Annotated in this window: 16 protein-coding genes and 2 pseudogenes; 8 read left to right on the forward strand and 10 right to left on the reverse strand. The window is 41.3% G+C overall.

The window, feature by feature from the left end; translation table 11 throughout:
* From LC586_RS34165 to LC586_RS34185, 5 genes and pseudogenes are all read left to right on the forward strand, one after another.
* Positions 1 to 115 (forward strand): annotated as a pseudogene (locus tag LC586_RS34165) (IS630 family transposase); the annotation flags it as partial.
* A gap of 228 nt (positions 116 to 343) precedes the next feature.
* Entirely contained in the window at positions 344 to 670 is a 327-nt protein-coding gene (locus tag LC586_RS34170) for an MbtH domain protein (protein WP_229489930.1), read from the forward strand.
* 105 nt (positions 671 to 775) lie between these two features.
* Complete coding sequence (locus LC586_RS34175) at positions 776 to 1,003, forward strand: MbtH family protein (protein WP_229489931.1); 228 nt, start codon at positions 776 to 778, stop codon at positions 1,001 to 1,003.
* A gap of 97 nt (positions 1,004 to 1,100) precedes the next feature.
* On the forward strand, positions 1,101 to 1,919 hold the full coding sequence (locus LC586_RS34180; RefSeq protein ID WP_229489932.1) for a thioesterase II family protein: 819 nt from the start codon (positions 1,101 to 1,103) through the stop codon (positions 1,917 to 1,919).
* 527 nt (positions 1,920 to 2,446) lie between these two features.
* Positions 2,447 to 4,111, forward strand: a complete 1,665-nt coding sequence (locus LC586_RS34185) for an AcrVA2 family anti-CRISPR protein (protein WP_229489933.1) — start codon at positions 2,447 to 2,449, stop codon at positions 4,109 to 4,111.
* 263 nt (positions 4,112 to 4,374) lie between these two features.
* On the opposite strand, the gene LC586_RS34190 is transcribed toward LC586_RS34185, so the two are convergent.
* Positions 4,375 to 5,454, reverse strand: a complete 1,080-nt coding sequence (locus LC586_RS34190; protein ID WP_229489934.1) for a hypothetical protein — start codon at positions 5,452 to 5,454, stop codon at positions 4,375 to 4,377.
* A gap of 1,729 nt (positions 5,455 to 7,183) precedes the next feature.
* Here LC586_RS34190 and LC586_RS34195 point away from each other — a divergent pair.
* Positions 7,184 to 10,525, forward strand: coding sequence for a DUF3987 domain-containing protein (locus LC586_RS34195; RefSeq protein WP_229489935.1), 3,342 nt, complete (start codon positions 7,184 to 7,186; stop codon positions 10,523 to 10,525).
* A gap of 65 nt (positions 10,526 to 10,590) precedes the next feature.
* Entirely contained in the window at positions 10,591 to 11,448 is an 858-nt protein-coding gene (locus tag LC586_RS34200) for a hypothetical protein (RefSeq protein WP_229489936.1), read from the forward strand.
* 165 nt (positions 11,449 to 11,613) lie between these two features.
* Here LC586_RS34200 and LC586_RS34205 read toward each other — a convergent pair whose 3' ends face one another.
* On the reverse strand, positions 11,614 to 11,901 hold the full coding sequence (locus LC586_RS34205; protein ID WP_229489937.1) for a ParB N-terminal domain-containing protein: 288 nt from the start codon (positions 11,899 to 11,901) through the stop codon (positions 11,614 to 11,616).
* A 124-nt stretch (positions 11,902 to 12,025) separates the two neighbouring features.
* On the opposite strand from LC586_RS34205, the gene LC586_RS40930 reads away from it, so the two are divergent.
* Entirely contained in the window at positions 12,026 to 12,148 is a 123-nt protein-coding gene (locus LC586_RS40930) for a hypothetical protein (RefSeq protein ID WP_267921780.1), read from the forward strand.
* A gap of 183 nt (positions 12,149 to 12,331) precedes the next feature.
* On the opposite strand, the gene LC586_RS34210 is transcribed toward LC586_RS40930, so the two are convergent.
* The 8 genes and pseudogenes from LC586_RS34210 to LC586_RS34245 all read right to left on the reverse strand — a co-directional run.
* Entirely contained in the window at positions 12,332 to 12,967 is a 636-nt protein-coding gene (locus LC586_RS34210) for an ABC transporter ATP-binding protein (RefSeq protein ID WP_229489938.1), read from the reverse strand.
* On the reverse strand, positions 12,954 to 13,883 hold the full coding sequence (locus LC586_RS34215; RefSeq protein ID WP_229489939.1) for an ABC transporter ATP-binding protein: 930 nt from the start codon (positions 13,881 to 13,883) through the stop codon (positions 12,954 to 12,956). Before LC586_RS34215 ends, LC586_RS34210 begins: the two co-directional genes overlap by 14 nt.
* An 89-nt stretch (positions 13,884 to 13,972) precedes the next feature.
* Positions 13,973 to 14,851, reverse strand: a complete 879-nt coding sequence (locus LC586_RS34220) for an ABC transporter permease (protein WP_229489940.1) — start codon at positions 14,849 to 14,851, stop codon at positions 13,973 to 13,975.
* Positions 14,848 to 15,879, reverse strand: coding sequence for an ABC transporter permease (locus tag LC586_RS34225; RefSeq protein WP_229489941.1), 1,032 nt, complete (start codon positions 15,877 to 15,879; stop codon positions 14,848 to 14,850). The genes LC586_RS34220 and LC586_RS34225 overlap by 4 nt, the downstream gene beginning before the upstream one ends.
* The gene (locus tag LC586_RS34230) at positions 15,870 to 17,537 is read right to left on the reverse strand and encodes an ABC transporter substrate-binding protein (RefSeq protein ID WP_229489943.1); all 1,668 of its coding nucleotides are present in this window, start codon (positions 17,535 to 17,537) and stop codon (positions 15,870 to 15,872) included. Before LC586_RS34230 ends, LC586_RS34225 begins: the two co-directional genes overlap by 10 nt.
* Before the next feature lie 170 nt (positions 17,538 to 17,707).
* On the reverse strand, positions 17,708 to 18,670 hold the full coding sequence (locus LC586_RS34235; protein WP_229489944.1) for a glycosyltransferase: 963 nt from the start codon (positions 18,668 to 18,670) through the stop codon (positions 17,708 to 17,710).
* A gap of 40 nt (positions 18,671 to 18,710) precedes the next feature.
* Positions 18,711 to 20,933: a TonB-dependent siderophore receptor gene (locus tag LC586_RS34240; RefSeq protein WP_229489945.1), complete on the reverse strand. Its 2,223-nt coding sequence runs from the start codon at positions 20,931 to 20,933 to the stop codon at positions 18,711 to 18,713.
* Between the two features lie 27 nt (positions 20,934 to 20,960).
* Positions 20,961 to 21,053: pseudogene (locus LC586_RS34245) on the reverse strand (IS5/IS1182 family transposase); the annotation flags it as partial.

Consider the following 21,053-nt stretch of genomic DNA (forward strand, 5'->3'; position numbering starts at 1 on the left):
TTTTTTTTGTCATTCTTTCTCTGTAGTCAAGGCATTATTTGAGTTAGCAATCAATGGTCAAATTTTTGACTTTCCTAAGCTCAATGAGTACGGTAATTTCTCACGAATGATTTAGGACTGCTATAGAGAGTTAACTGATGATGACTTTCTTTACCTACAAGAAAATTACGTAGTGACTGATGAGATCTTCAAGGATGAGAATATCATTTTTGACAATATAACTCCCGAATGGAAGGAGTTTTGCCACAAGACCTTAGCATTTGAGATTCCAGTCTACGAACCTGTACTTGTACAAGCATCAACAAATCAAAACAAAAGTGATTCTTAAGAGGGAGACATCTGTATGAATGAATTAGTGCAACGTTTGTCATCCGGGGAACATCCTGTTGAAGCAAGCTTACGACCGGAAAAAACAGCTATAGCACTGAAAGAAAGTATTGACCGAGGGTACGTACATATCAAATTCACAAATACTAGCGGAGGTACTGATTTAGGTGTCAGACTCGACCCAGAAGCATCTAATTTGCAAGAAGCTGACTTTGAGCATCAAACAGGAAGGGTTCATCTGGTTGGGAACTTGACACTGAATTATGTGAAAGTTCGATGTATTGCAGATATTGAACTGGCAAGTTTAGAAGGTAATGGACATCTTGAACCAGTGGAATCGTGAGATTTCCCCGTGCAAATTATTGAGGTTAATGGATCTTTTTGTAGTAAAGTACTGGATTATCAAATCTTAGAAAACATAGCCAATTAAATACCACGGAGATAAATTATGTACCAAGACGACAAAGAAGACACAACAATTTATAAAGTTGTAGTCAATCATGAAGAACAGTATTCCATTTGGCCTGCTGACAGAGAAAACGCACTCGGCTGGAAGGATGCTGGCAAAAGTGGTTTGAAACAAGAATGTCTAGATTACATCAAAGAAGTTTGGACTGATATGAGACCACTTAGCCTTCGCAAGAAAATGGAAGAAGCTGCTGGAAGCAAATCATAACACATTTGATTTTTCGTAAAGGTTGTCCAAGGTCAAGAGTGAAGGGTCAAAAAACTCTGGACTCTTGACCAGAGCAACAGAAATTCGACATGAAAATATGACAACCACACAAACATTTAACTCTTGGCTAACATATACCAAACCTAATCCTCATGCTTCAGTGCGTTTATTCTGCTTCCCGTATGCAGGTGGTAGTTCTATAATTTTTCGCACATGGGCTGAGAGTCTACCTAAAACTGTGGAAGTTTGCTCTATTGAACTTCCTGGACGAGGAACCCAGATGAAGTCAGCCCCATTTTCGCGACTAAAACCTCTTGTCGGTGCGATCGCCCAAGCGCTGACAAGGAATCAGTTTGCTCCCGCCTTGCTTCCACATTTAAACAAGCCATTCGCCTTCTTTGGTCACAGCATGGGAGCAGTTGTCAGTTTTGAGCTAGCCCGTTTACTCCGCAAACAGTACGGTCTTGAACCAGTACAGATGTTTGTTTCCGGCCGCCGCGCTCCACAAATTCCCGATCCAGATCCACCTATCCATGCTCTCAGTGAACCTGAGTTCATAGAAGAACTACGCCGTCTCAATGGTACTCCCGAAGCACTGCTGGAAAATGCCGAATTAATGCAACTTCTTGTCCCAATTATACGAGCAGACTTTGAAGTTCTAGAAACTTACGTATATACTACTGAGCCACCACTTGATTGTCCTATTACTGCTTTTGGTGGCTTACAGGATCAAGAGGCTAATTGCGATGAACTTCAAGCTTGGCGCGAGCAGACAAATGCTGCATTCTCACTACAAATGTTCAAGGGCGATCATTTCTTTTTACACTCAGCCCAATCACTCCTGCTACAGTCACTTTCTCAAGAACTACAGCAAATTACCAGTAAAATAGACCGTTTACAGTTGAATTCTGATTGACTCTGTATTGTTCTTGATTTTGCCTTGCATTTCTAATTTGTAGAATGTATTATCCACTAAGATTTGTTCAATCAGTATTTACACAATCCTTCAGCAGAGTGCAAATAAAAGTCTCCCCTAGTTGAGGAAGAATTCAGAACAACAAAGTGGCGGATACCCTGCGGGATCTTGCTACAGACTCGCCGCTAATTAGAGACTGCTAAATCTTCTCCTAACAGAGAGTCTACTTGAACGATTTAGCGCAGTATTTCACACTTATTCATCCGCTCTTCGGGTTCGACAGTAGGATTCCAATTCATACTGAATGATGATTCCTAAATTTTGCTTTAATCAACCAAATACAATACTTTGAAGGCATACCTTTACAAATTTTTCACTTCCGTTTAGGCGTTAATGCCATTTCACGAAATACCTGATACAAATAAATGATTAGCTTCTAATTCTTTCCCCCTGCTCCCTGCCCACCCTGCCGCCTATTTGTATCAATTTTCAATTTTAAAGTGAAATGGTATAAGCGATATTGAATATTGTTGGTACAAGAAGTTTGTCAATTAGGATTGCATATGAGTACCTCTTCATTATTGGGAATCGATTCTAAGACTCTTAAGGGATTTCAAAGACAACAAAAGTATTTTCCTTATCGGTATGCTCTAGTTCGCAGGTATTTACCTAAATTTGTCAATAAATATCAAAAAATCTATGCTGCTCAACTAGTAGATTTTGCTGTTTTACCTTCAGCAGAGATATTTAATACTAGTACATTGCAAACTGATTTTTATGAATTTTTTACTGAGATAATATGCGACACTCCTGGTAATACAACTTATGCAAAATATCTGAAAAAGACTTTCACAGAAGTGCCAAATCAAGCTCTCAATCCAGAATCTTTAGGTACAGAGATAATTGATGACGAATATTCAGCTGTTGTCAACACTTGGAAAGCTAACATTCTCCATGAATTGAAGTTGGCATTAGCTTTTGTAAATTTTTATAACTTAGGCAAAAATATTTTTGATTTTCCTCAATGTTTATTAGAGTCCTTTAAGAATACAAATATAGAAAACATTCCTTTACGCGATGTCAAACTGCCATATCCAGCTTTTTATTTACATTTTGGTTTGCAAAAAGACTTAGAGTTAGAACTGGGACATGTGGTAAACAGTGAATTTTTATATTCATTGTCAACAAAAACTAAGCAAATAAATAAATATTACTTGGAGGGGGTATATGTAAAAGAAATAGCTAGTGGTGGTTTTGAATTAGCATTAATTGGTTCTCCAGAATTTGCAGTTTTGAGTGATAATTGGCTGGAGTATCCGACCGAAGCACTTTCTGTAAGAATTCCTTTAATTAATCCAGATATAACTATTGGGGAAGCTTTAGACTGGGAGATAATAGATACTTCTGCCTCTCATAAAAAAGCCATATTTCATTATCTAGAGGAGAATAATTTACTTGATAAAATTGATGTTGATTTTAATATAGAATTCTTGAACGATCTTTTATTCTATGAATTTGAAGAATTTCATGATAATAAGTGTTATAAATTTATATTAAAATTTTTAAAGTTAGTTATCAATGCTATATTTTACACAACTAATTATCGGTTAACTGAAGAAATTTCAGAACAAATACCTGGATTTATTCCCAATAATTTGCGTAAAGAATTAGAATCAGATGATGCAAATACAAGGAGTAAAGCACTTTTAAAAATAGATAAGCAGGGATATTCGCTAGTTAAAATATGTGGTAAGCGTAGTTGTCGAACAGGAGTTTTTTCGAGTGATGAGATAGGTAAAGTTGATAACTTTCAACAATCAGAAGTGGTCAGTAATACTGAACCTAAAAGGCAGTTTAGTAGTTACCACAGAAGAAGGCATTACCGTCTTTGTCCTATAGGCAAGAATCGTAGTGAAGAAGCATTGATTTGGGTTGAGTGTGCTTATGTACAAGGCGCACTTCCATATAAAGAGGGTTTGCGAATTTATGAGTTTGGTCAGCCAGAGATATCTGGTACAAATGTAGATAATTTGGATGGAAAAATCCTTAATAATAAGCAAATTTTGGAGATTAGGAATATGTTTGAGCTAGGAGTTGCTACTCTTAGTGAGATTGCTAATCTTTATAAACTGCCGGAAGAGATTATTGAGCGGATTATAGTTAAGGGGAGACAAGAAAATAATATATATTAACATACTTGTCATATATTGTATAGTTAATTGACACAGAATTTTTGTTGTTCTGCCGTACTTGATAATGTGCTACCCAAGCACCGGATGGAGCAAGTTCACCCTATTTCAAAAAAAGTCTTTGTTTTTCTAAGGCTGTAATCACCTTTTTAATCTGCTCAAATAGAGCTAATTTAGCTTGTTCAGTATTTTTTATTTTTAGTCGAGGCATAGAAAAATACATGAACTTATTCGGGAGTGCAACACCGGCTTTACAGGTATTTTTATCAGTTACAGCGTAGTTTATCCTGGTTGATTTTCAAGTGTATATTGATCATCTTCCGTTTTCCAGATATTTCTTGGGCATCTAATATATAACCCTCAGCTTGCAGTTCTTTTATTGTCCGCCACAGAATTTGGTTGTTCCTAGACTGGTTACTGGCTAACAAATCTAGATTCTTAAATAGATATTGCCTAGAAATTACCAAATATTGTCCATCAGTTAATGTATCCCATTTCATCCGGTTAGCAAAATAAATCAGTAACTTCGTCTTGTAGTCATACTTGGCATTACTCCCCTGCTTCTGCTTAATATCAATGGTGTTAGAAAAGAGAACATAGTCTCCTGTCTGCTCTGGCCCATCAAAAAATTCAAGTGCCACCGTATAAGCATCTGCTAGTTCATAGGTGTAATCAGCAGCTTTGGCTAAATCAAAATCTCGCGGTAAATTATCAATTTCATAATCTCGAATACGGAGAATACTTTTGACAATGACCTTCGCTCCCCTTGTATTGCCTTTTTTTAGAGACTGAGCAAACACCAGCTCAGTTCTATGCAGAGCAACCAAGTCTTGGTTAAGCTGCGACCTAGACCTGGCTGTGATAGTACCTTTTTGAGTACTGGTATAACCCAAACTCTTCAACAACTCATTAGCCCGAAAATAAACTAGAGGACCATTACCCTGCTCTCGCGCTTTCTTGTACAGGAATAACACAATGGAAATTTGCCTTGGATTTAAAAATGTAAGCAATGCCACAAACAAGCGCTGAACACGCCGGTCTTGAATCTTCTCGAGTCCTTTACTAATTCCTTCGTCTGTACAGGCTTTTATATCAACATTGGCATACTGTTCCTTTATTTCTTCCCACTGCTCTTCCGTAATATCTTCTAGTCGAACACGACGGGTAAGAGCAACTTCGCTTTTGTTTTCGGGGTCGGCTTGAACTCGCATTTCCAAGAAATAGCCATCTGCATCCACTTGGAAAATAGGTAGTTGCACATCAGGGTTTCTAATTGTTGCTGCTGCTCTGGGCAATATCATCAGCAACTCTCCATCCACAGGGAAAAAAACGTCTTTTTCTTTCACATCTGCTCCCTAATATTTCTCTACTATCTAGGGTATTGCCATTTTGGTCACATCCTCCCCCACTAAATCACAGATTACAGTATAGGGGTACAACCGGGATACGCGTATAGGCTTCCTCAAAGTGATTTGAAGCTTTCCTGGTTCTTCCCTTGCGGAGTTTCGACACTTGCCTAGATTGAGTCACCTCAATCGATAGGCAGTTTTTGACATTTTTAGGACTGCTTTAATGTCACCTCGACAAGGACAGGGCTATCCCCAGCCCTTAGTCCCAAAACCCTATTTTCAAGACGGGCAAAAACTTTTTGTAACAAATCTAAACAAAGATATGTGAGTCCGGCGTATGATTTTGAACGTTTTGTATGTGAGTCCGGCGTATAGTTTTGTATGTGAGTCCGGCGTATATTGCTCCCGTTTTGTATGTGAGTCCGGCGTATAGTTTTATCAGTACATTATTTAGATTGTTTTACTAGCTGCTTACGTAAATTAAACGTTAAAAAGGTCTTTTCAACAGTTTATTCAAAAAAAGAGAGTATTTTAATACACGATTGCAATATGCATTATTGCCGTTTCGTATGTGAGTCCGGCGTATAGTTTTGTATGTGAGTCCGGCGTATAAACGACCTGTGATCCCAGCAAATAAGCGATTTTGCCCCCTTGAACTCAAAATCTTTCAGTGCTAAGTTCTATATCTAACAGCTTGCTCGTTCGTCAGCAACCCCTAACTTATAGTTGAGGGCTTCAGGCAAAAGCCGAGGAGTCCTTTAGTTGACTAACCTAAGTTCGCAAGAACTACGTTTAAAGCAAGTGTTAAAAAACCTATCTACAAGCGTGTAGCCAACTTGTACTCTAGTACTAAGTGGTTCTAAGGTAAAAGGGGTTAAAACCATGCCGCTCAAATAGTAACAACCGTCAACTACCTACACTGACCTGGGTACGGGTAGAGTGTGGGCTTGTAAAACTTTCAACAAACAAGACAGGAGGTAGAAGGCAGAAGGAAAGAGGCTTTGACTTGTTTGTTTCATTCGTAGTGGGTGGCCGCCGCCTGTGGGCCTGCTCCTAAAAAATTAGGCTCACATATACAGCGTAAACGTAGCGATCTTCTCCTGACGGAAACGCTGCGCGAACGAAACGACTTCGCGAACGCGAACAAGAACCGAGCGTCGGTAGAAGCATGGGCTAACTTTACGCTATATAGCAAAGCGTTCCCAGCATATAGGTAACTTGACAAGTACTAGTCCTAGAGCTTGTCCAAGCCTGAGAAGGGGACGGCAAATTTCTTTGCTACAACCAACAGAGATACCTATTTATAGATTCAACAACGCCAAACTGTCTTGGCATTTAAATTTAAAAAGCCGAGGAGAACAGCAAAAGTACGCTGTTCTCTCCACGCTTACCTAAAAAATGGAACTTTGTTAAAGTCACGCAGCTACCAACTACGTGGAACAAAAATCCAGATACCCAAGAAGTATCTCGACTTTAGCAAAATTTTCGTTAAAAGGTAAGCGTGGAGAGTTGTTCTTTTGTTGCTGTCCCGGCTCCGTCAACCAAGAAATTCACGGAGTTAGTGTTCAATGGAAGTAACCTTCACAAATTTTGCTTTTTATGACTGTTTATGCTTAAAAACTGGCATTAAGCACAGATTTATTGCCAATTGCTCTAGATACCGTAATCACACATTAGCTGTTATCTCCACGCTCACTTCTGTTTTGAACAAGGAGGGAGCTTGGTCATGACTACACAATTTTTATCATTAGACATTGATACCTCACAAGCGATTCAGCAGCTAGAGCTTTTGGGATACCAGCGGGGTGATGCCGTTTATGTCCGGGCTTTCTTGCCCAAAGAAGACCCCTGTTATGCCCCTGGCACAGGACGCAAAGCTGATCATCTCAATTTCAAACAAATTTTGCAGTGGCAACAGCAGGGTTACGGCATATATTTTGTGATTAACGGCGGTGGTCATAAAGATGAAGACGTTCAACTCTGCCGTGCAGTCTTCATTGAGCATGACGACCTGGAAATAGAATTACAACGGCATTTGTGGCAAACATTCTCGCTACCAGAGCCAACCTTTCAAGTTCAGACTCGAAAATCAATCCATTCTTACTGGGTGTTTGAAAAACTCATATCAGTTGAAGAGTGGAAGCAGTTGCAAACTGACCTGCTAACCTACACGAGCGCTGACCCAGCCATCAAAAATCCCAGTCGGGTGATGCGATTGGCTGGTGCATGGCACATCAAGCCAGGGGAAGAACCGCTACGTTGCGATATTATCTCCCAGTCTGGTCTTCGTTACACCTATGAAGAATTGCGTTCCTCTGTACCGTTGTCGCAAAATCTTGAGTTAGTCCAACGAAAGCGTGAACACAGTTCCCCGCGTCCGCACATCCCCACGTCCCCGTGTCTTTTTCAAGACATCTCTGTGCCTGTGCCTACAGAAGTACCTCTGGAAGTCTGTCTCTCCAAAGAGTCTCGCGCTCTGCTAAACTCAGGGGTGAATGAGGGGGGTCGCAATACCAACGGGGCTAAACTAGCACGAGACTTAATTGGCAGTGCCAATCACCTGACTAGCATCGGTCAGCGGTTTTACGGCGATCCACAGCAACTTTTGCAGGACTATGCGAGTCGTTGCACCCCACCATTGCCTGCTAAAGAAGTTAATGCTATCTGGAAGTCAGCCGAGAAAGAGCGCCCAGGTCCGAGTTGCACTCCTTCTGGTGTGGAAACCTGCATTAAGGCTTGGTACTGGAACACTTATGTTAAACGGAATCAAAATTCATCAGCTAGTTCTGGTAGTCCTGATTTTGGTAATGATTCCTTTGTTGGGAAGAAGTCACCTATTTTAGATGTCAAACTGCACGAGCGCATTTTAAAAATTTTGGGCAGTTATGATTCCGAGTCAATGCGATCGCTCGCACTGATGAACTTGGCATCTGAGGTGGGATTTCCGTATCGGCAAATTGAACACTTAGCTAAACTACTTACTTTTGAAGTAGATACACAAAGCGATACTTTAGTTGCTAAACAAAAACTTTCTTCTCTGCTAAAAACTTGCCCTGATCAACTTGACCTTACCCGATTGCTCGAACCTAAATTCGCCCGACTGTTAATTGATACCGCTAATGCCATGCCGGCAGCTCCGGAATTTTTATTTACGACCCTCTTGGGAACTGCGGCGTCTCAGGTTGGTTCAGCAGCCCGGATAATTGTCAAACCGTCCGCTAAGTACACCCAACCGTTGGTGATATGGACGAGCATTATTGGCGATTCTGGTTCCGTAAAAACACCTGCACAACGAGTAATTATTGACCCATTGGTGCAATTAGAAGCAGAGGCTTTTGAGCGCTATCAGATAGAGATGGCTGAATACAATAAGTTACAAACAGCGCGTAAAGGTAAAAAGCAGGATGGCGACTCACCAGAGGAGCCGCTAATAGTACCCGTCCGCCAACGCTACTTAACTAAGGACAGCACGCTGGAGACATTACAACGGATTCATAGCGAAAACCCACGGGGACTGCTGTACTACCGGGATGAACTAGCAGGTTTATTCAAAACTCGTAATCAGTATCGCGGTGGTTTAGGTGCTGATGAAGAGCAGGAACTCGATCAATTCAACGGGTCTGCAATTATCTACGATCGCTCAGAAAAATCTGTGTGTTTACCCAAAAGTGCCATTTCAAGGACGGGTAGCATCCAGTGGGAAGTCTTAGCTGCCATGATGGGGGATCACAACGACTACAACGGTAATTTTGCTCGGTGGCTGTTCTGTGCTGCTAAGTCCCCCAAACGTTACCTGGAGTTAGTTGGAGAAAATACTGCTCCCGATACTGGTATCTCGGAAGCACTACGTCAGCTTTACATAAAACTCGCCCTCGTACCGGAACAAGATTACCTTTTAAACACAGAGGCAGCTGTGTTGTTCGAGGCGTGGCAACATTCTCTTGTAGATGCCCAAGTTGCCGAAGAGTCCTATGGACTAAGAGTAGTCTACGCCAAAATTGAAGCTTACACTGCAAGGTTGGCACTGTGGTTACACATCGTCAATGCTGTCTTAAGAGGTGAAACTCCAAGCCTGGTCATTTCTGGTGACACGATGTCCAAGGCAATTGAGCTAGCAGCTTATTTCCTTTGGCAGCATAAATTGATTCATGCTCAAAACTCCCCTGAATCAGGGCTAATGTCTTGGGGGCTAAAAATCCAGAAGGTGGCTGAACGGTTAGGAGGGGCTACAGCTTCCATACTCAAAAGTGGCATTCGCGCTTTCCGTAAAAAACCGACTTTTGAAATTCGACAACTGATGGAAATGATGGCAGCAGCGGGTTGGGGTCGTGTTGAGGGTGAAGGCTCCAATTCAGTTTATGTGCCAAATGGTGTGTCACTGAGCAAAATTGACAAAATTGACAGAGATTTGACACAAGTGTCAATTGCTCAAACATTAACTGATACTGCGTTTGACAAGATAATTGATCCGGTTGACACACATTCGGTGGCATCTTTTCTGACAGAGCAACTCACTAGCCGTGACTTAAATTCCTCATTGAATGTGGAAGAGCTAGAGTTATGTCAATTTGTCAATTCAACCGTTCAAATGCCCACGGCTGCTGGCAGTGATTCGATTGACACTCTTGATCAATCGGGGTGTCAATTGTCAACTAATGAATTGTCAAATATGGAATTCATTGGCGATCGCTTTAACGATAATGTACCCCATCTGGTTGAGTCCGACGGTGTACCAACGCTGTTGCCATTAGATGGTGAGTCAGTGCCAGACTGCTACTTACAAGCCTCTACTGAAATAGTAGCCCCCAACGCTGACTCTGTATACCCAAATGCAACTGCCCAGGCAGAGCAAGATGTGAACCCAACGGCTATAGGTAGAAACTTCAGCAACCGCAAGCTCCAACCAGTCGAGGTGCTAACGGCGACAGGAGAGTGGATTCGAGGATATTTCATTGATGCTTGCGTGAGGATTGCCAATTTAGTCGGTGTTAGTGGGCGATTCACTTTATTTAATGCAGAGGGGATGATGTACACATTTGTTGGACAAGTCCGACTCTTCCCCATCTAGCTAGGTGTAAGCGCACTTTTAACACTGTCATCCTCATTTTGCTTGAGTTGGTGGAGCGTGAACCCATGCACTCGAAAAATTTTTTAACAGAGTCTGAATTATCGGCTGCTGATACTGTAGTAGTTACGGTTGATGTGCTCTCAGAGCTAACCCAGGACGAAACAGCTGAACGTCACTTTTTGGAGCTAAAAATAGAGCGGGCATTCTACGAGGCGGGTTCTGCTTTGAGGCAGCTGAGAGACAGGCGGTTGTACCGGAGTACTCATAGGAATTTTGAGGAATATTGCCGCGATCGCTTCAACTATAGTCGCGACGCTGCTTACCTGAAGATTGCGGCGGCTATTGTCTATGACAACATTCAGAAATTTCTGCCGACCAATGGTCGGCAAATTCCCATGCCGACCAATGAACGTCAGTTGCGTGATTTGGCTAAAGCGAATTTTGAACCAGAGGTTCAAGCGGCTGCATGGTTACAAGGAGTAGAAGAAGCTGGTGGTAAATTACCAAGTGGACGTATTGTCAAGGGTATTGTGGAACGCTTGAAGGAAAAGCCTTTGTTTTTTGCTACTGATTTTTGTCAAGTAGGTGACGTATTTACTTTAATTAGGTTGGAGGGGACTGAACGGAAATATAATGGCTGTTGGGCGATCGCAGTTAATCTTAATGACTTTACTGTAGAGGTGGATGTTCATGATACTACTCTAAACGTGAAACCTGAAAACCTCAACAGAATTGACTCACCAGAAGTACATCGTCAACTGCCACAAATCCGCAAACGCATTTATCGTTTGCGATCTGGTGAAACACTAGATCGCTGTGCCTATATAGTACTGGAGTCTTTAGGACGGCAGATTTACTTAACGACCGTTGAAGAAGGCTTGTTGCAATGGTTGGAGAAGTATTATGGTGTGGGCTGCGAATAAAACTAGAAATCAGCTTTGAGTTTCATGCAGAAAAATTTTATTAATAACTAAGTAACAATAGCTACGCGAATTTTACCTTCGCTTGGCAATGAGCTTAAACCTGTTTTTCAAAAGTATTTGAGACGCATTCACTCTGATTAACATAGTTTAAATAACAACAAAATTTTATCTCATTAACTTACCAATTTCATTTAATTTCTGCTCCAAGATTTCTTGTAAAGATTTAAGTTGTTCACGACTAGCATTGGCTAAAGTTATCTCAGATAATCCACTACTGATTTTTTGAATAATTCCTTTTATTTCTTTTAAAATAACTGGTGTAATCTGCCCATGTTTTTTTAGTAATCTCGCTTTTGCCTGAATAGACTCTTGTGTAATTGTTTGTCTTGGCTGATTAGGATTAGGGTCAATTAGACCCGTATCTATGGCAATCTCACCTGTTTGCGTTTGCAATTGTTGGGGTGGTTGCTCATTTCACCCCGCATCCCACGCCAAACGTGTAGCTAGAGAGTACTGCCTGATTGCGCGATGTTTAATTGGGGGCAAAGAACGTGAAAGACTGGAGCAGAGTACCAAAATGCAATTTTATCTTGATTCAGGTAACAAAACTCTAATTGCAGAAGCCAACGAGTGGGCAGCCGTCAATCCTGGGTGTCTACCGTTTTCGTTGGAGTTAGCGTTTCAAGAATGTGAGAGGTGATGGCTAGAATCGGATATTCGGTCATCTTACCGTATTGCCTATCCCCTATCTCCCCTGAAAAAAATTGCTCTCTACTATGTACTGAAGAGCCAATTTTTGGATTATTTATAGAAGCGATCGCTTCTATAAATAAAAATATATTGTTAACATAAACGACTAAATTTAATTAACTGAAATACATCTTCATCTAGTTTGATAAATTAATGTACTCAGATCAATAGTGCGATGCCTGCGGCCGGCTACGCCCACGCAAAGGCGTTTAAGCAATGGGGCTTCATGACTGATCGCTAAAATCCCCACCTCATGCTCTCTAGCATATTTGATGACAACCTGCCAGATCAGAGCTTGAGTATTAGCATCTAGCATTGCCGTCATTTCATCTGCAATTAGGTAGCGAGTATGAGAGTTGAGCGATCGCGCTACTGCAATTCGTTGCAACTCACCCCCACTGAGTTCATGAGGATAGCGACTTAGCCAACTTTGGTGAATGCCCAGAGAAGCAAGCAAATCAACTGAGGGAGGCTGCCCTTCTGCGAGAATTTTATTAATTCGCCAGCGTGGATTGACAGCTAGTTCAGGGTTTTGAAAAATCAGCTGTACAGGGCAATAACCTTTATTGGGTAAAGGCTGACCATCACACGTTACCTTTCCTTGAGTTGGCTGCAAATATCCGGCTAGGAGCTTACCAATCGTGGTTTTACCCAAACCACTCGGCCCAGTCAAGCCCACAACTTCACCCCTTTCCAGTTCCAAACTCAAGTCATGCACAATCCAGGGTTGTTGGGAATAACGAAAAGATAAATGTTCAGTTTTCAGCATGGATACACCTTACGGGAGCGCCCCGTACTATACGAAACTGGGGACGGGTTTCCCTGCAAGCTTCTGTTGCTAAGGAACAGCGATCGCCAAATAGACAACCAACAGGCAAAGCTTCTGGGCTGGGTTGGCTACCGGGAACAGGGATAAACTCATTTTGAGGAAGCGATCGCCACAAGGCTTGAGTATAAGGATGACGCAGATTTCCAGAGGTAAAATCAAGAGCCGCCGCAATTTCTAGCGTCGTTCCTGCATAAAACACAGCCACCTTATCTGCCACTTGTAATGCTGCTTCTAAATCATGGGTAATCAGCATCACTCCTTTACCGTCATCAGCAAGTTCACGCAGATGGTTCAGCGTCTCCACAACAACATCAGGATGCAAACCGGGAGTAGGTTCATCAGCAATTATCAACTCAGCACGACCTACAGCCGCAGTAGCAACCAGCACTCGCCGTGCCATACCTCCTGAAATTTGAAAAGGATACTGCTGCTTAACTGATGGAGCCAGACTATAGCGGTCAAATACCCGATCAACCACTTGACTAGCTTTTGTATTAGGCAATCCACTCAAACGACCTGCCCGATGCACCTGAGAACCAACACGCATCAAAGGGTCAAGGTAGCTTATGGATTGGGGAATTAGGGCGATTTGCTTTCCTCCCAACTGCGCCTGACGTTCTACAGTTAACGGTTCTCCTTTGAAAATCATCTGTCCTGTCACTTGGGCGTTGTGCGGTAATATACCCAAGATGGCATGAGCCAATAAGCTTTTACCAGAGCCACTAGAACCAAGAACCGCCACTACTTCACCAGAATTTATTTCTATATCCAAGTCAGTAATCACAGGTAATTGCTTCTGGGTTAAGCCCACATCATACATTGCGAAACTGACACTTAAATTTTGAACTGATAACATCTTAAAATTCGAGATTTGAGATTTTGAATTAATTGCGAATTGCGTTAGCGCAGCGTTAGCGAGGAACGAGCGTCATTGCGAATTGCGAATTATTCCTGACTTGTTTTAGGATCGAGCAAGGTACGCAGACTTGCACCCAAAATATCAAAGGTTTGAACTGCCATTAGCAGGGCAATTCCGGGGAGAACCCCCAACCACCAGTAGCCAACGGATAGGTAACGCATCGATTCTGATAAGATAATTCCGATCGCAGGAGTTTCTGGTGAAAGACCTAAACCTAAAAAGGTAAGACCAGCTTCGTGGAGAATTGTATGGGGAAATAGTAGCACCAGTCCCACAAAAAACTGGGGTACTAAGTGCGGTAAAATATGATGTCGGGCAATCCACACAGGAGAATGCCCCAGTTTAGATGAAAGTTGAATGTACTCAGAACTTTTTATCCCAAGCACCTCAGCCCGCAGCAGCCGCGCTAGATTAAACCAATGAGTCAAGGTGATAGAAATAATTAATCCTTGAGTACTGCCACCTGCTGCAAATGCTACCAGGATAATTAGCACTAAGTGGGGCAGACTAAAAAATACATCAATTATCCAGATGATCAAAGCATCGACTTTGCCGCCAAATGTTGCAGAAAGGGTTCCCACCACTAAACCAATCACTGCGCTAATACTAGCGGTTAGCAGCCCTACCCACAGACTCAAACTTAATCCGTGGAGAGTGCGGGTGAGCATATCTCGCCCCAACCAGTCGGTACCGAAGGGGTGAGATAGTGAAGGCGGTAAATTGCGTTCTGGCAGGGCAATCTCTAGACCAGATGAGCCAATAATTAGGGTACTAAATAGTAAAATGCCTAAAATTAGTATAGATATGATGGCGATCGCTAATGTCCGTCCTCGACGATTACCCAAAACTAAGGATGATTTAGGTCGGAAATTTTGTAAGGCGGGTAGAACAGTAGGAAGCTTCATGATGCAGATTTTCCAATACGGATACGGGGATCAATCACCTGATAAGCAAGGTCAGCCATAAGGTTGCCTGTAAATACAAACAGGGCGCTGAAGAAAACAATGCCTACCAGTAAAGGTACATCGCTGCGTAAAGCTGCCTGGGTTGTGGCATTACCTAGACCGGGATAGTCAAACACCTTTTCAGCTAACACCGAACCGCCAAACAATTCACTCAAGCTAGCAAACTGCAAAGTGATGGCAGGTAAAGCAATATTCCGCAGTCCGTGATGCCAAATGACCCCAGTAATTGTTTCTCCTTGGGCGTAGGCAAACAGGGCATAATTACTATGGAGAATTTCAATCAGCTTTTCACGGGTATGAAGGGCAATATTTGCCACACCCATCAGACTTAGTGCTAAGGCTGGTAACACCAAATGTTGGAGGCGTTGCCAAATTGTGACATCCTGGAGCAAAACCCCTGGTGGCGCGGCACAGCAAATTGGGGTAACTTGCAATTGTACAGAAAATACCGTTAACAATAGCAAAGCAATCCAAAAAGTGGGAGCAGATGCCAAGGTATAGGCATACAGCCGAATTATGCGATCTAGCAATGAACCTTCCTTTGCCCCTGCCAGGATGCCGAGAATCACCCCGAAAAATCCTGATAGCAACCAAGCGATCGCCATTAATGCCAAAGATGCCCCAAAGCGATCGCCAATTACCTCAGATACCGACTGGTTGTAAGTTAGGGAAGTCCCTAAATTACCCTGAAGTAATTGCCCCAGCCAAAGGAAAAAACGTGTAATCATTGGCTGGTCTAGCCCCCAACGTTGGGCGATTAATGCCCGTTGTTCTGCACCAACACGCATAACATCAGAGCCAATGTAGGCATCTATCGGATTGACTGGAGATAAACTCACCAGCACAAAAGTGAGAACTGAAACTGCTAGCAGTAACAAGAACAGATGCAGGAGTTTTTGCAGCAGGAATCGCAAAATGAACTTCAAGGGATTGTTTTTTTGTAGCCAAGCAGCATTGGTTAGTTGCATATCCATTTCCAGGCAGTAATGTTAGCTAGTATCGAACCGTTGTAGTTGCGGTCTTGACTCTGCGATTCACCAATGTCAAGACAGGTGCTGACAAAGTAGGTCTGGTCAGGACTAACCAACCAAGTAGAGGCTGCGTCACCTTTAGTAGTTATTCCGGTTTGATTGTCCCACTGTGCCTTTTTCCAGAACAAGCTGGCTTCTGTTTCTAAGGCAGATGCCATCCCCTGGTCGAGCATTGAATCAACGGTTGAGTTAGCGTAGTAACCAGGGTTTTGCCAATCTCCTAGCCTTGCCGAACTATGATATAGGTTGTAAATTACCAGCGGATCGTAAGTGCCTAAAACGTAAACAACGGCATCGCTATGCATCCGAGTGGAAATCTCTTTCCAACTCTTGCCTTCGACATTGGCTTGAATGCCAATTGGCTTGAGCATCTGGGCTACAGCTAAGGCTAGTCCTTGGCGAGTTGTATCTTTGGCTGGGTAGAGAATGCTAAACTCGGCTTTTTGTCCTTGTTTTTCTAAAATGCCATCTTTGTTGCGATCGCCGAAGGCGGGTCTTTGACCATCGCCCCAACCAGCAGCAGCAAGAATCTGTTTAGCTTTCTTTGCATCTGCATCTTTAATAACAGCGTTGGGTTCTTCCCAAAACATACCACTCACGGGAGTGTAGGCAGGTGAACCATAACCTTCAAGAATATTATCAACTAAAAACTGTCGATTGATAGCGTAGTTAACCGCTTGACGAATTGCCCGATCTGCGGTGACGTTATTGCCAATTGGATCACCTTTAGGAGTCTTCTTTCCTGTATTCGGAACATAAGGAAACATCAAGCCAGCATGTAAATCGCTGCTGCGTGCATACAACTTCATCCCAGCAATCTGCTGAACCGCTAGAGATGAGGGAACACGGGCTATTTGAACCCGGCCAGCCTTAGCTGCTGCAAACGTTGCATCTTCTTGGGTGAAGAGGAAGACAAGGCGCTTGATGGCTGGTGGCGTTCCATAGTAGTCAGGGTTAGCTTCAATAATCAACTGCTGACCGCGATTCCATTGCACTAAACGATAAGGGCCCGAACCAATAGGTTTTTTGAAGTAGTTTTTATTATGTGCGTGTTTAGGTACGATTCCCAAGCTAGCTATTTGATTAATAAAAGTAATCTGAGGTCGTTTTAAATGCAATTCAATCTCATATTGACTTTTGACAACTACTTTATCTAAAATCGTTAAATCAACCTGTCCCCCACTCTGTTTGGTTTGGTTGAAGGTGTAGGCAACATCTTCTGCTGTTAAGGGCTGACCATCGGAAAAACGGACATTTTGACGAATTTTAAAAGTCCAAATTTTGCGATCGCTGCTAATGCTGTAAATTTGAGCTACGTCATTGACTAATTCTAATTTTTCGTTACGACGTAGCAGCATACTCTGAAAGAGAGGAGGCCCATAATAATTCCAACCTAATGTGGGATCAAACCCCCTATCATCAAAATCATCCCACCCCAAAGCTACCACAATCTCATCTTTGGACTTAGATATTGCCCCTACTGCTGTAAAATTTTGGGAAGTAGAACTACAAGCAGTTAGGCTTTGTAATAAAAATACTCCCCCTAAGAAGTGCCGAAATACTATGTTTAATTTTTTAATTTTTGGAACTATCATAGACACTATTTTTTCTCTTTAACTAAAGTTTATAAAATACAAAATATAAACTAAAATTTAATACAATATAGTTTAATATTGCAATATTTCTTATTGCCACTTGACAGAAAAAAAATAAGAAAAATGATAAAATTTACATTTCAACAAAAACTGATATCACTACCTTTATATCAACAAGCTTTTTTAGCATCTTCTAGCGTTCTTAATATAATTTTTATTGCTTTACCAGAGGTTTCTAATTCCTGAAAGTTTTTGCTCCATACTTTTACTCGCTCCTGCAATAATAAATCATTTTCTATTGTTTCAACTAAATCAACGATAGTATTGACAGACGCCTTGTTTATATTACCAACTACACCTAAACCATGATATTTAACCCTGTCTGCATTTGTTGGTTGGTCAACACATATTGGAAATACTATCATTGGTACTCCACAGAATATACACTCTTTAACAGTATGTATTCCTCCAGCTATAATTGCTATAGATGCTTTTTCGAGAAGTGCTAATTGGGGTGCTTTGTTAACGATTATTACATTCTCAGGAATGAGTGAAAAGTCGTCAAGATTAATATAATCACCTACTGATAAAACTAATTGATATTCCTTTTTAAGGGATATCGCATTGATTACATTTTGAAAAAACTGTTTAGCATTATTTAGACTTAAAGTTTCGATCGCTCCTACAGTAATTCCCAAGGCGCAATAAATCAAAACTTTATCCTTATCTAGTTTTGACCATAAAAAAGGAACTTCTTGCCTTTGGAAATCTATAGAAGCTTCAGCATAATAACATCTTTCTCTTAAAGAGTCAGGGAAATCTAACTCTTCTGGGCATAAGAATAGGTGTGGTAAAAAAAATGGAATACTTTGAGAAAAATCTAATAATCCTATAGGTACTTTGCTATCAGTTGCAAATTTTTTAATAATACTTTTGATGTCTAAATCAATACCAATCAAGTAAGTAACTTTCTTTTTAATTTTGTCTATAAAACCTTTAAATTTATATTTATTAGTGAAATTATTTGATAACTCTATATCTTTTGTTCCCTGGTGAATTGTCTTTAGAGGTGGTAAGAATATAAACATATCTGTCAAATAAACACTTGGGATTTTACATTTATAAGCTATCAATCCCATTAAGTAGAGTAGAGCGGCGCACATGTGCTGATTACTAGCAAATCGGCATTAGTTTCTTGTAAAATTGTATATATTTCCTGATGATCTCCTTTGATAAAGGAGCGAATAAAGCTGCATATATTAAACCTAAACCAAACCCTAAACCTTGCAAGTTTCCACGTTGGAATTCATAAGTAGTCCATAAACTAGTACTATGTTCAGGTACGCCTGTTGTGCGATCGCCGATAAGATTCAGGTTATTATCTTCGGTAACTTCAGCATTAGTGTAAGCATAGGTAGCAATAATTTTCCAGCCTGGTATTATTTCTCCAGCAACATCTAGTTCAATTCCTCTACTTCTTTGTTCACCTGTCTGGATGCTGAAGTTATCACGATCAACAGGGTCTGGAGTCAGCACATTTTGTCGAGTAATTTGGTAAAATGCCAGAGTTGCTGATATACGATCATCGAATAAATTTTGCTTTAACCCAACCTCAAATTGTTCGCCAATTTCTGGCTTGAATTGTTCATTTGTCCGGCTTCTACTAAATATTTGTGGAACAAAAGAATTAGTCCAATTGAAATAAACAGATGTTGACATACTCGGCTGATAGACTATCCCAACACGCGGTGAGAATCGGCTGTCGGTTTGTTCGTTAACTACTGTATTAGTTGGACGGTCTTTATAGAAAGAATCAACTACATCAAAACGACCACCTACCGCAATTTTTAGATTAGGCGAAAGTTCAACTAAATCTTGTAAGTAAATACCTACATTATCTGCTCCTTGTTCCCCAGCAAAACTTAGTGTAAATGCTCCTGGTCTAGCACCATAAACTGGATTAAAAATATTGATGGGAGCTAAAGGAGCTTCAAAAACATCATAGCCATATTTAAATCGAGCTAACTCCACTCCTACCAGAATATTGTGGCGTAAAGAACCTGTGTTAAATTTTCCAGAAACTTCGCTTTGCAGAGTATAGTTTTCATTCTTTTGCGCTCCTACAGAAGATGTCCGATCAAGCGTACTACCATCGTCTTGTAGGGATATGGAATAGACGCGAGAATTACCAACCTCAGTATTACTAATAGTTACATTCAAACCTTGTCTAAATTTCCAATTATCGCTAAAATTATGTTCAAAATTACTGGTAAGTGAGTTAACAGTTCCAGTTGTTGGATCAAGACCAGGCTCCCCAATAAACCTGTTAACTGGGAGTTGTAAAGACACAGGATCTAAAGGCAATCCCTTGTCAAAAATATAACTGTAGTTGAGATGTTCATATTCGGTAGTGAGCGTTGTTCGTGGCCCAAGCTGTAAGGTTAAAGCGGGTGCAATAAAAAAGTTTTCGCTATTAACAAAATCACGATAACTATTTGCATTATCATAGGCAACATTCAGACGATACAAAGCGGAGCGATCGCTTAATAATGGGCCAGTAGCATCAATGCTGGAGCGATAAAAATCAAAGCTTCCAGCAGTGAAGTTAGCTTGGTATAAAGGACTATCAAGAGGCTTTTTCGTCACCGTGTTGACTATTCCACTCAGTGAAGCACTAGCACCACCACCATAAAGTACTGACGATGGGCCTTTTAGAACCTCTACCTGTTGAATATTGGCAATATCACGCTGGTTTCCTTGATCTCGAAAGCCGTTGCGTAGGCTTTCATACCCAGCAAAAAAACCACGAATGTTATAGCCTGATGTAGTTCCAAAACCAAATACTCGTTGAACACCACTGACGTTATCAGTAAACTCGTCTAAACGTGTCACTTGCCTATCTTTGAGAACCTGTTCGGGAACTACCTGAATAGCTTGGGGTATGTCGCGTAAGGGTGCGTCGATTTTTGTGGAACTTGGGGCATTTTGAGCGTTATATTCGCCTTCTCGCTCACCGGTGACTGTCAGTTCAATGGGTTCGTCAGCCTCAGTAGAAGGTATTGTCGCTGGTGTTTCACTACTAGGATTGGATGTATCAGGCGTTTGTGGTTGTTGTGTAGAGGTAATAGCTGGTATCACGCCAAAAACTAGACCTTTGTCGTCGTCAAACAGCTCGACTTTTGGCGCACTTACTTCACCCGCCACTACTACTCGAATACTATTAGCATCTTGATTTATCACTATTATTTCAGTGATTCCAGAAACTGGTTTTTCTTGGCGGAAGGAATTGCCATTTGTGAGGCGCAGTTGAGTATTAGGAATATCTGCAATAAAGTTATTTCCCTCATTCTTGACTATGGTTTGTAGCTTGTCAGATGTAGGAGTCTCTAAGAGGATGTTTTAAAAGTCAAAACCAGTCAAAAATCATGCCAATCGTCTGACCATGATACGAATCATCGCAATATAGATAAATGTCTCCGAGGTTTGGGGTAGTCTTTCATAATCTTTACTTAAACG

Origin of the sequence: Nostoc favosum CHAB5714 (assembly GCF_020829495.1) — a bacterium.
Lineage (GTDB): Bacteria > Cyanobacteriota > Cyanobacteriia > Cyanobacteriales > Nostocaceae > Nostoc > Nostoc favosum.

Coding starts and splice junctions, on each gene's coding strand:
- LC586_RS34170 (WP_229489930.1), top strand. CDS start 344: ATGAATGAATTAGTGCAACGTTTGTCATCCGGGGAACATCCTGTTGAA.
- LC586_RS34175 (WP_229489931.1), top strand. CDS start 776: ATGTACCAAGACGACAAAGAAGACACAACAATTTATAAAGTTGTAGTC.
- LC586_RS34180 (WP_229489932.1), top strand. CDS start 1,101: ATGACAACCACACAAACATTTAACTCTTGGCTAACATATACCAAACCT.
- LC586_RS34195 (WP_229489935.1), top strand. CDS start 7,184: ATGACTACACAATTTTTATCATTAGACATTGATACCTCACAAGCGATT.
- LC586_RS34200 (WP_229489936.1), top strand. CDS start 10,591: ATGCACTCGAAAAATTTTTTAACAGAGTCTGAATTATCGGCTGCTGAT.
- LC586_RS40930 (WP_267921780.1), top strand. CDS start 12,026: ATGCAATTTTATCTTGATTCAGGTAACAAAACTCTAATTGCAGAAGCC.
- LC586_RS34210 (WP_229489938.1), bottom strand. CDS start 12,967: ATGCTGAAAACTGAACATTTATCTTTTCGTTATTCCCAACAACCCTGG.
- LC586_RS34215 (WP_229489939.1), bottom strand. CDS start 13,883: ATGTTATCAGTTCAAAATTTAAGTGTCAGTTTCGCAATGTATGATGTG.
- LC586_RS34220 (WP_229489940.1), bottom strand. CDS start 14,851: ATGAAGCTTCCTACTGTTCTACCCGCCTTACAAAATTTCCGACCTAAA.
- LC586_RS34225 (WP_229489941.1), bottom strand. CDS start 15,879: ATGCAACTAACCAATGCTGCTTGGCTACAAAAAAACAATCCCTTGAAG.
- LC586_RS34230 (WP_229489943.1), bottom strand. CDS start 17,537: ATGATAGTTCCAAAAATTAAAAAATTAAACATAGTATTTCGGCACTTC.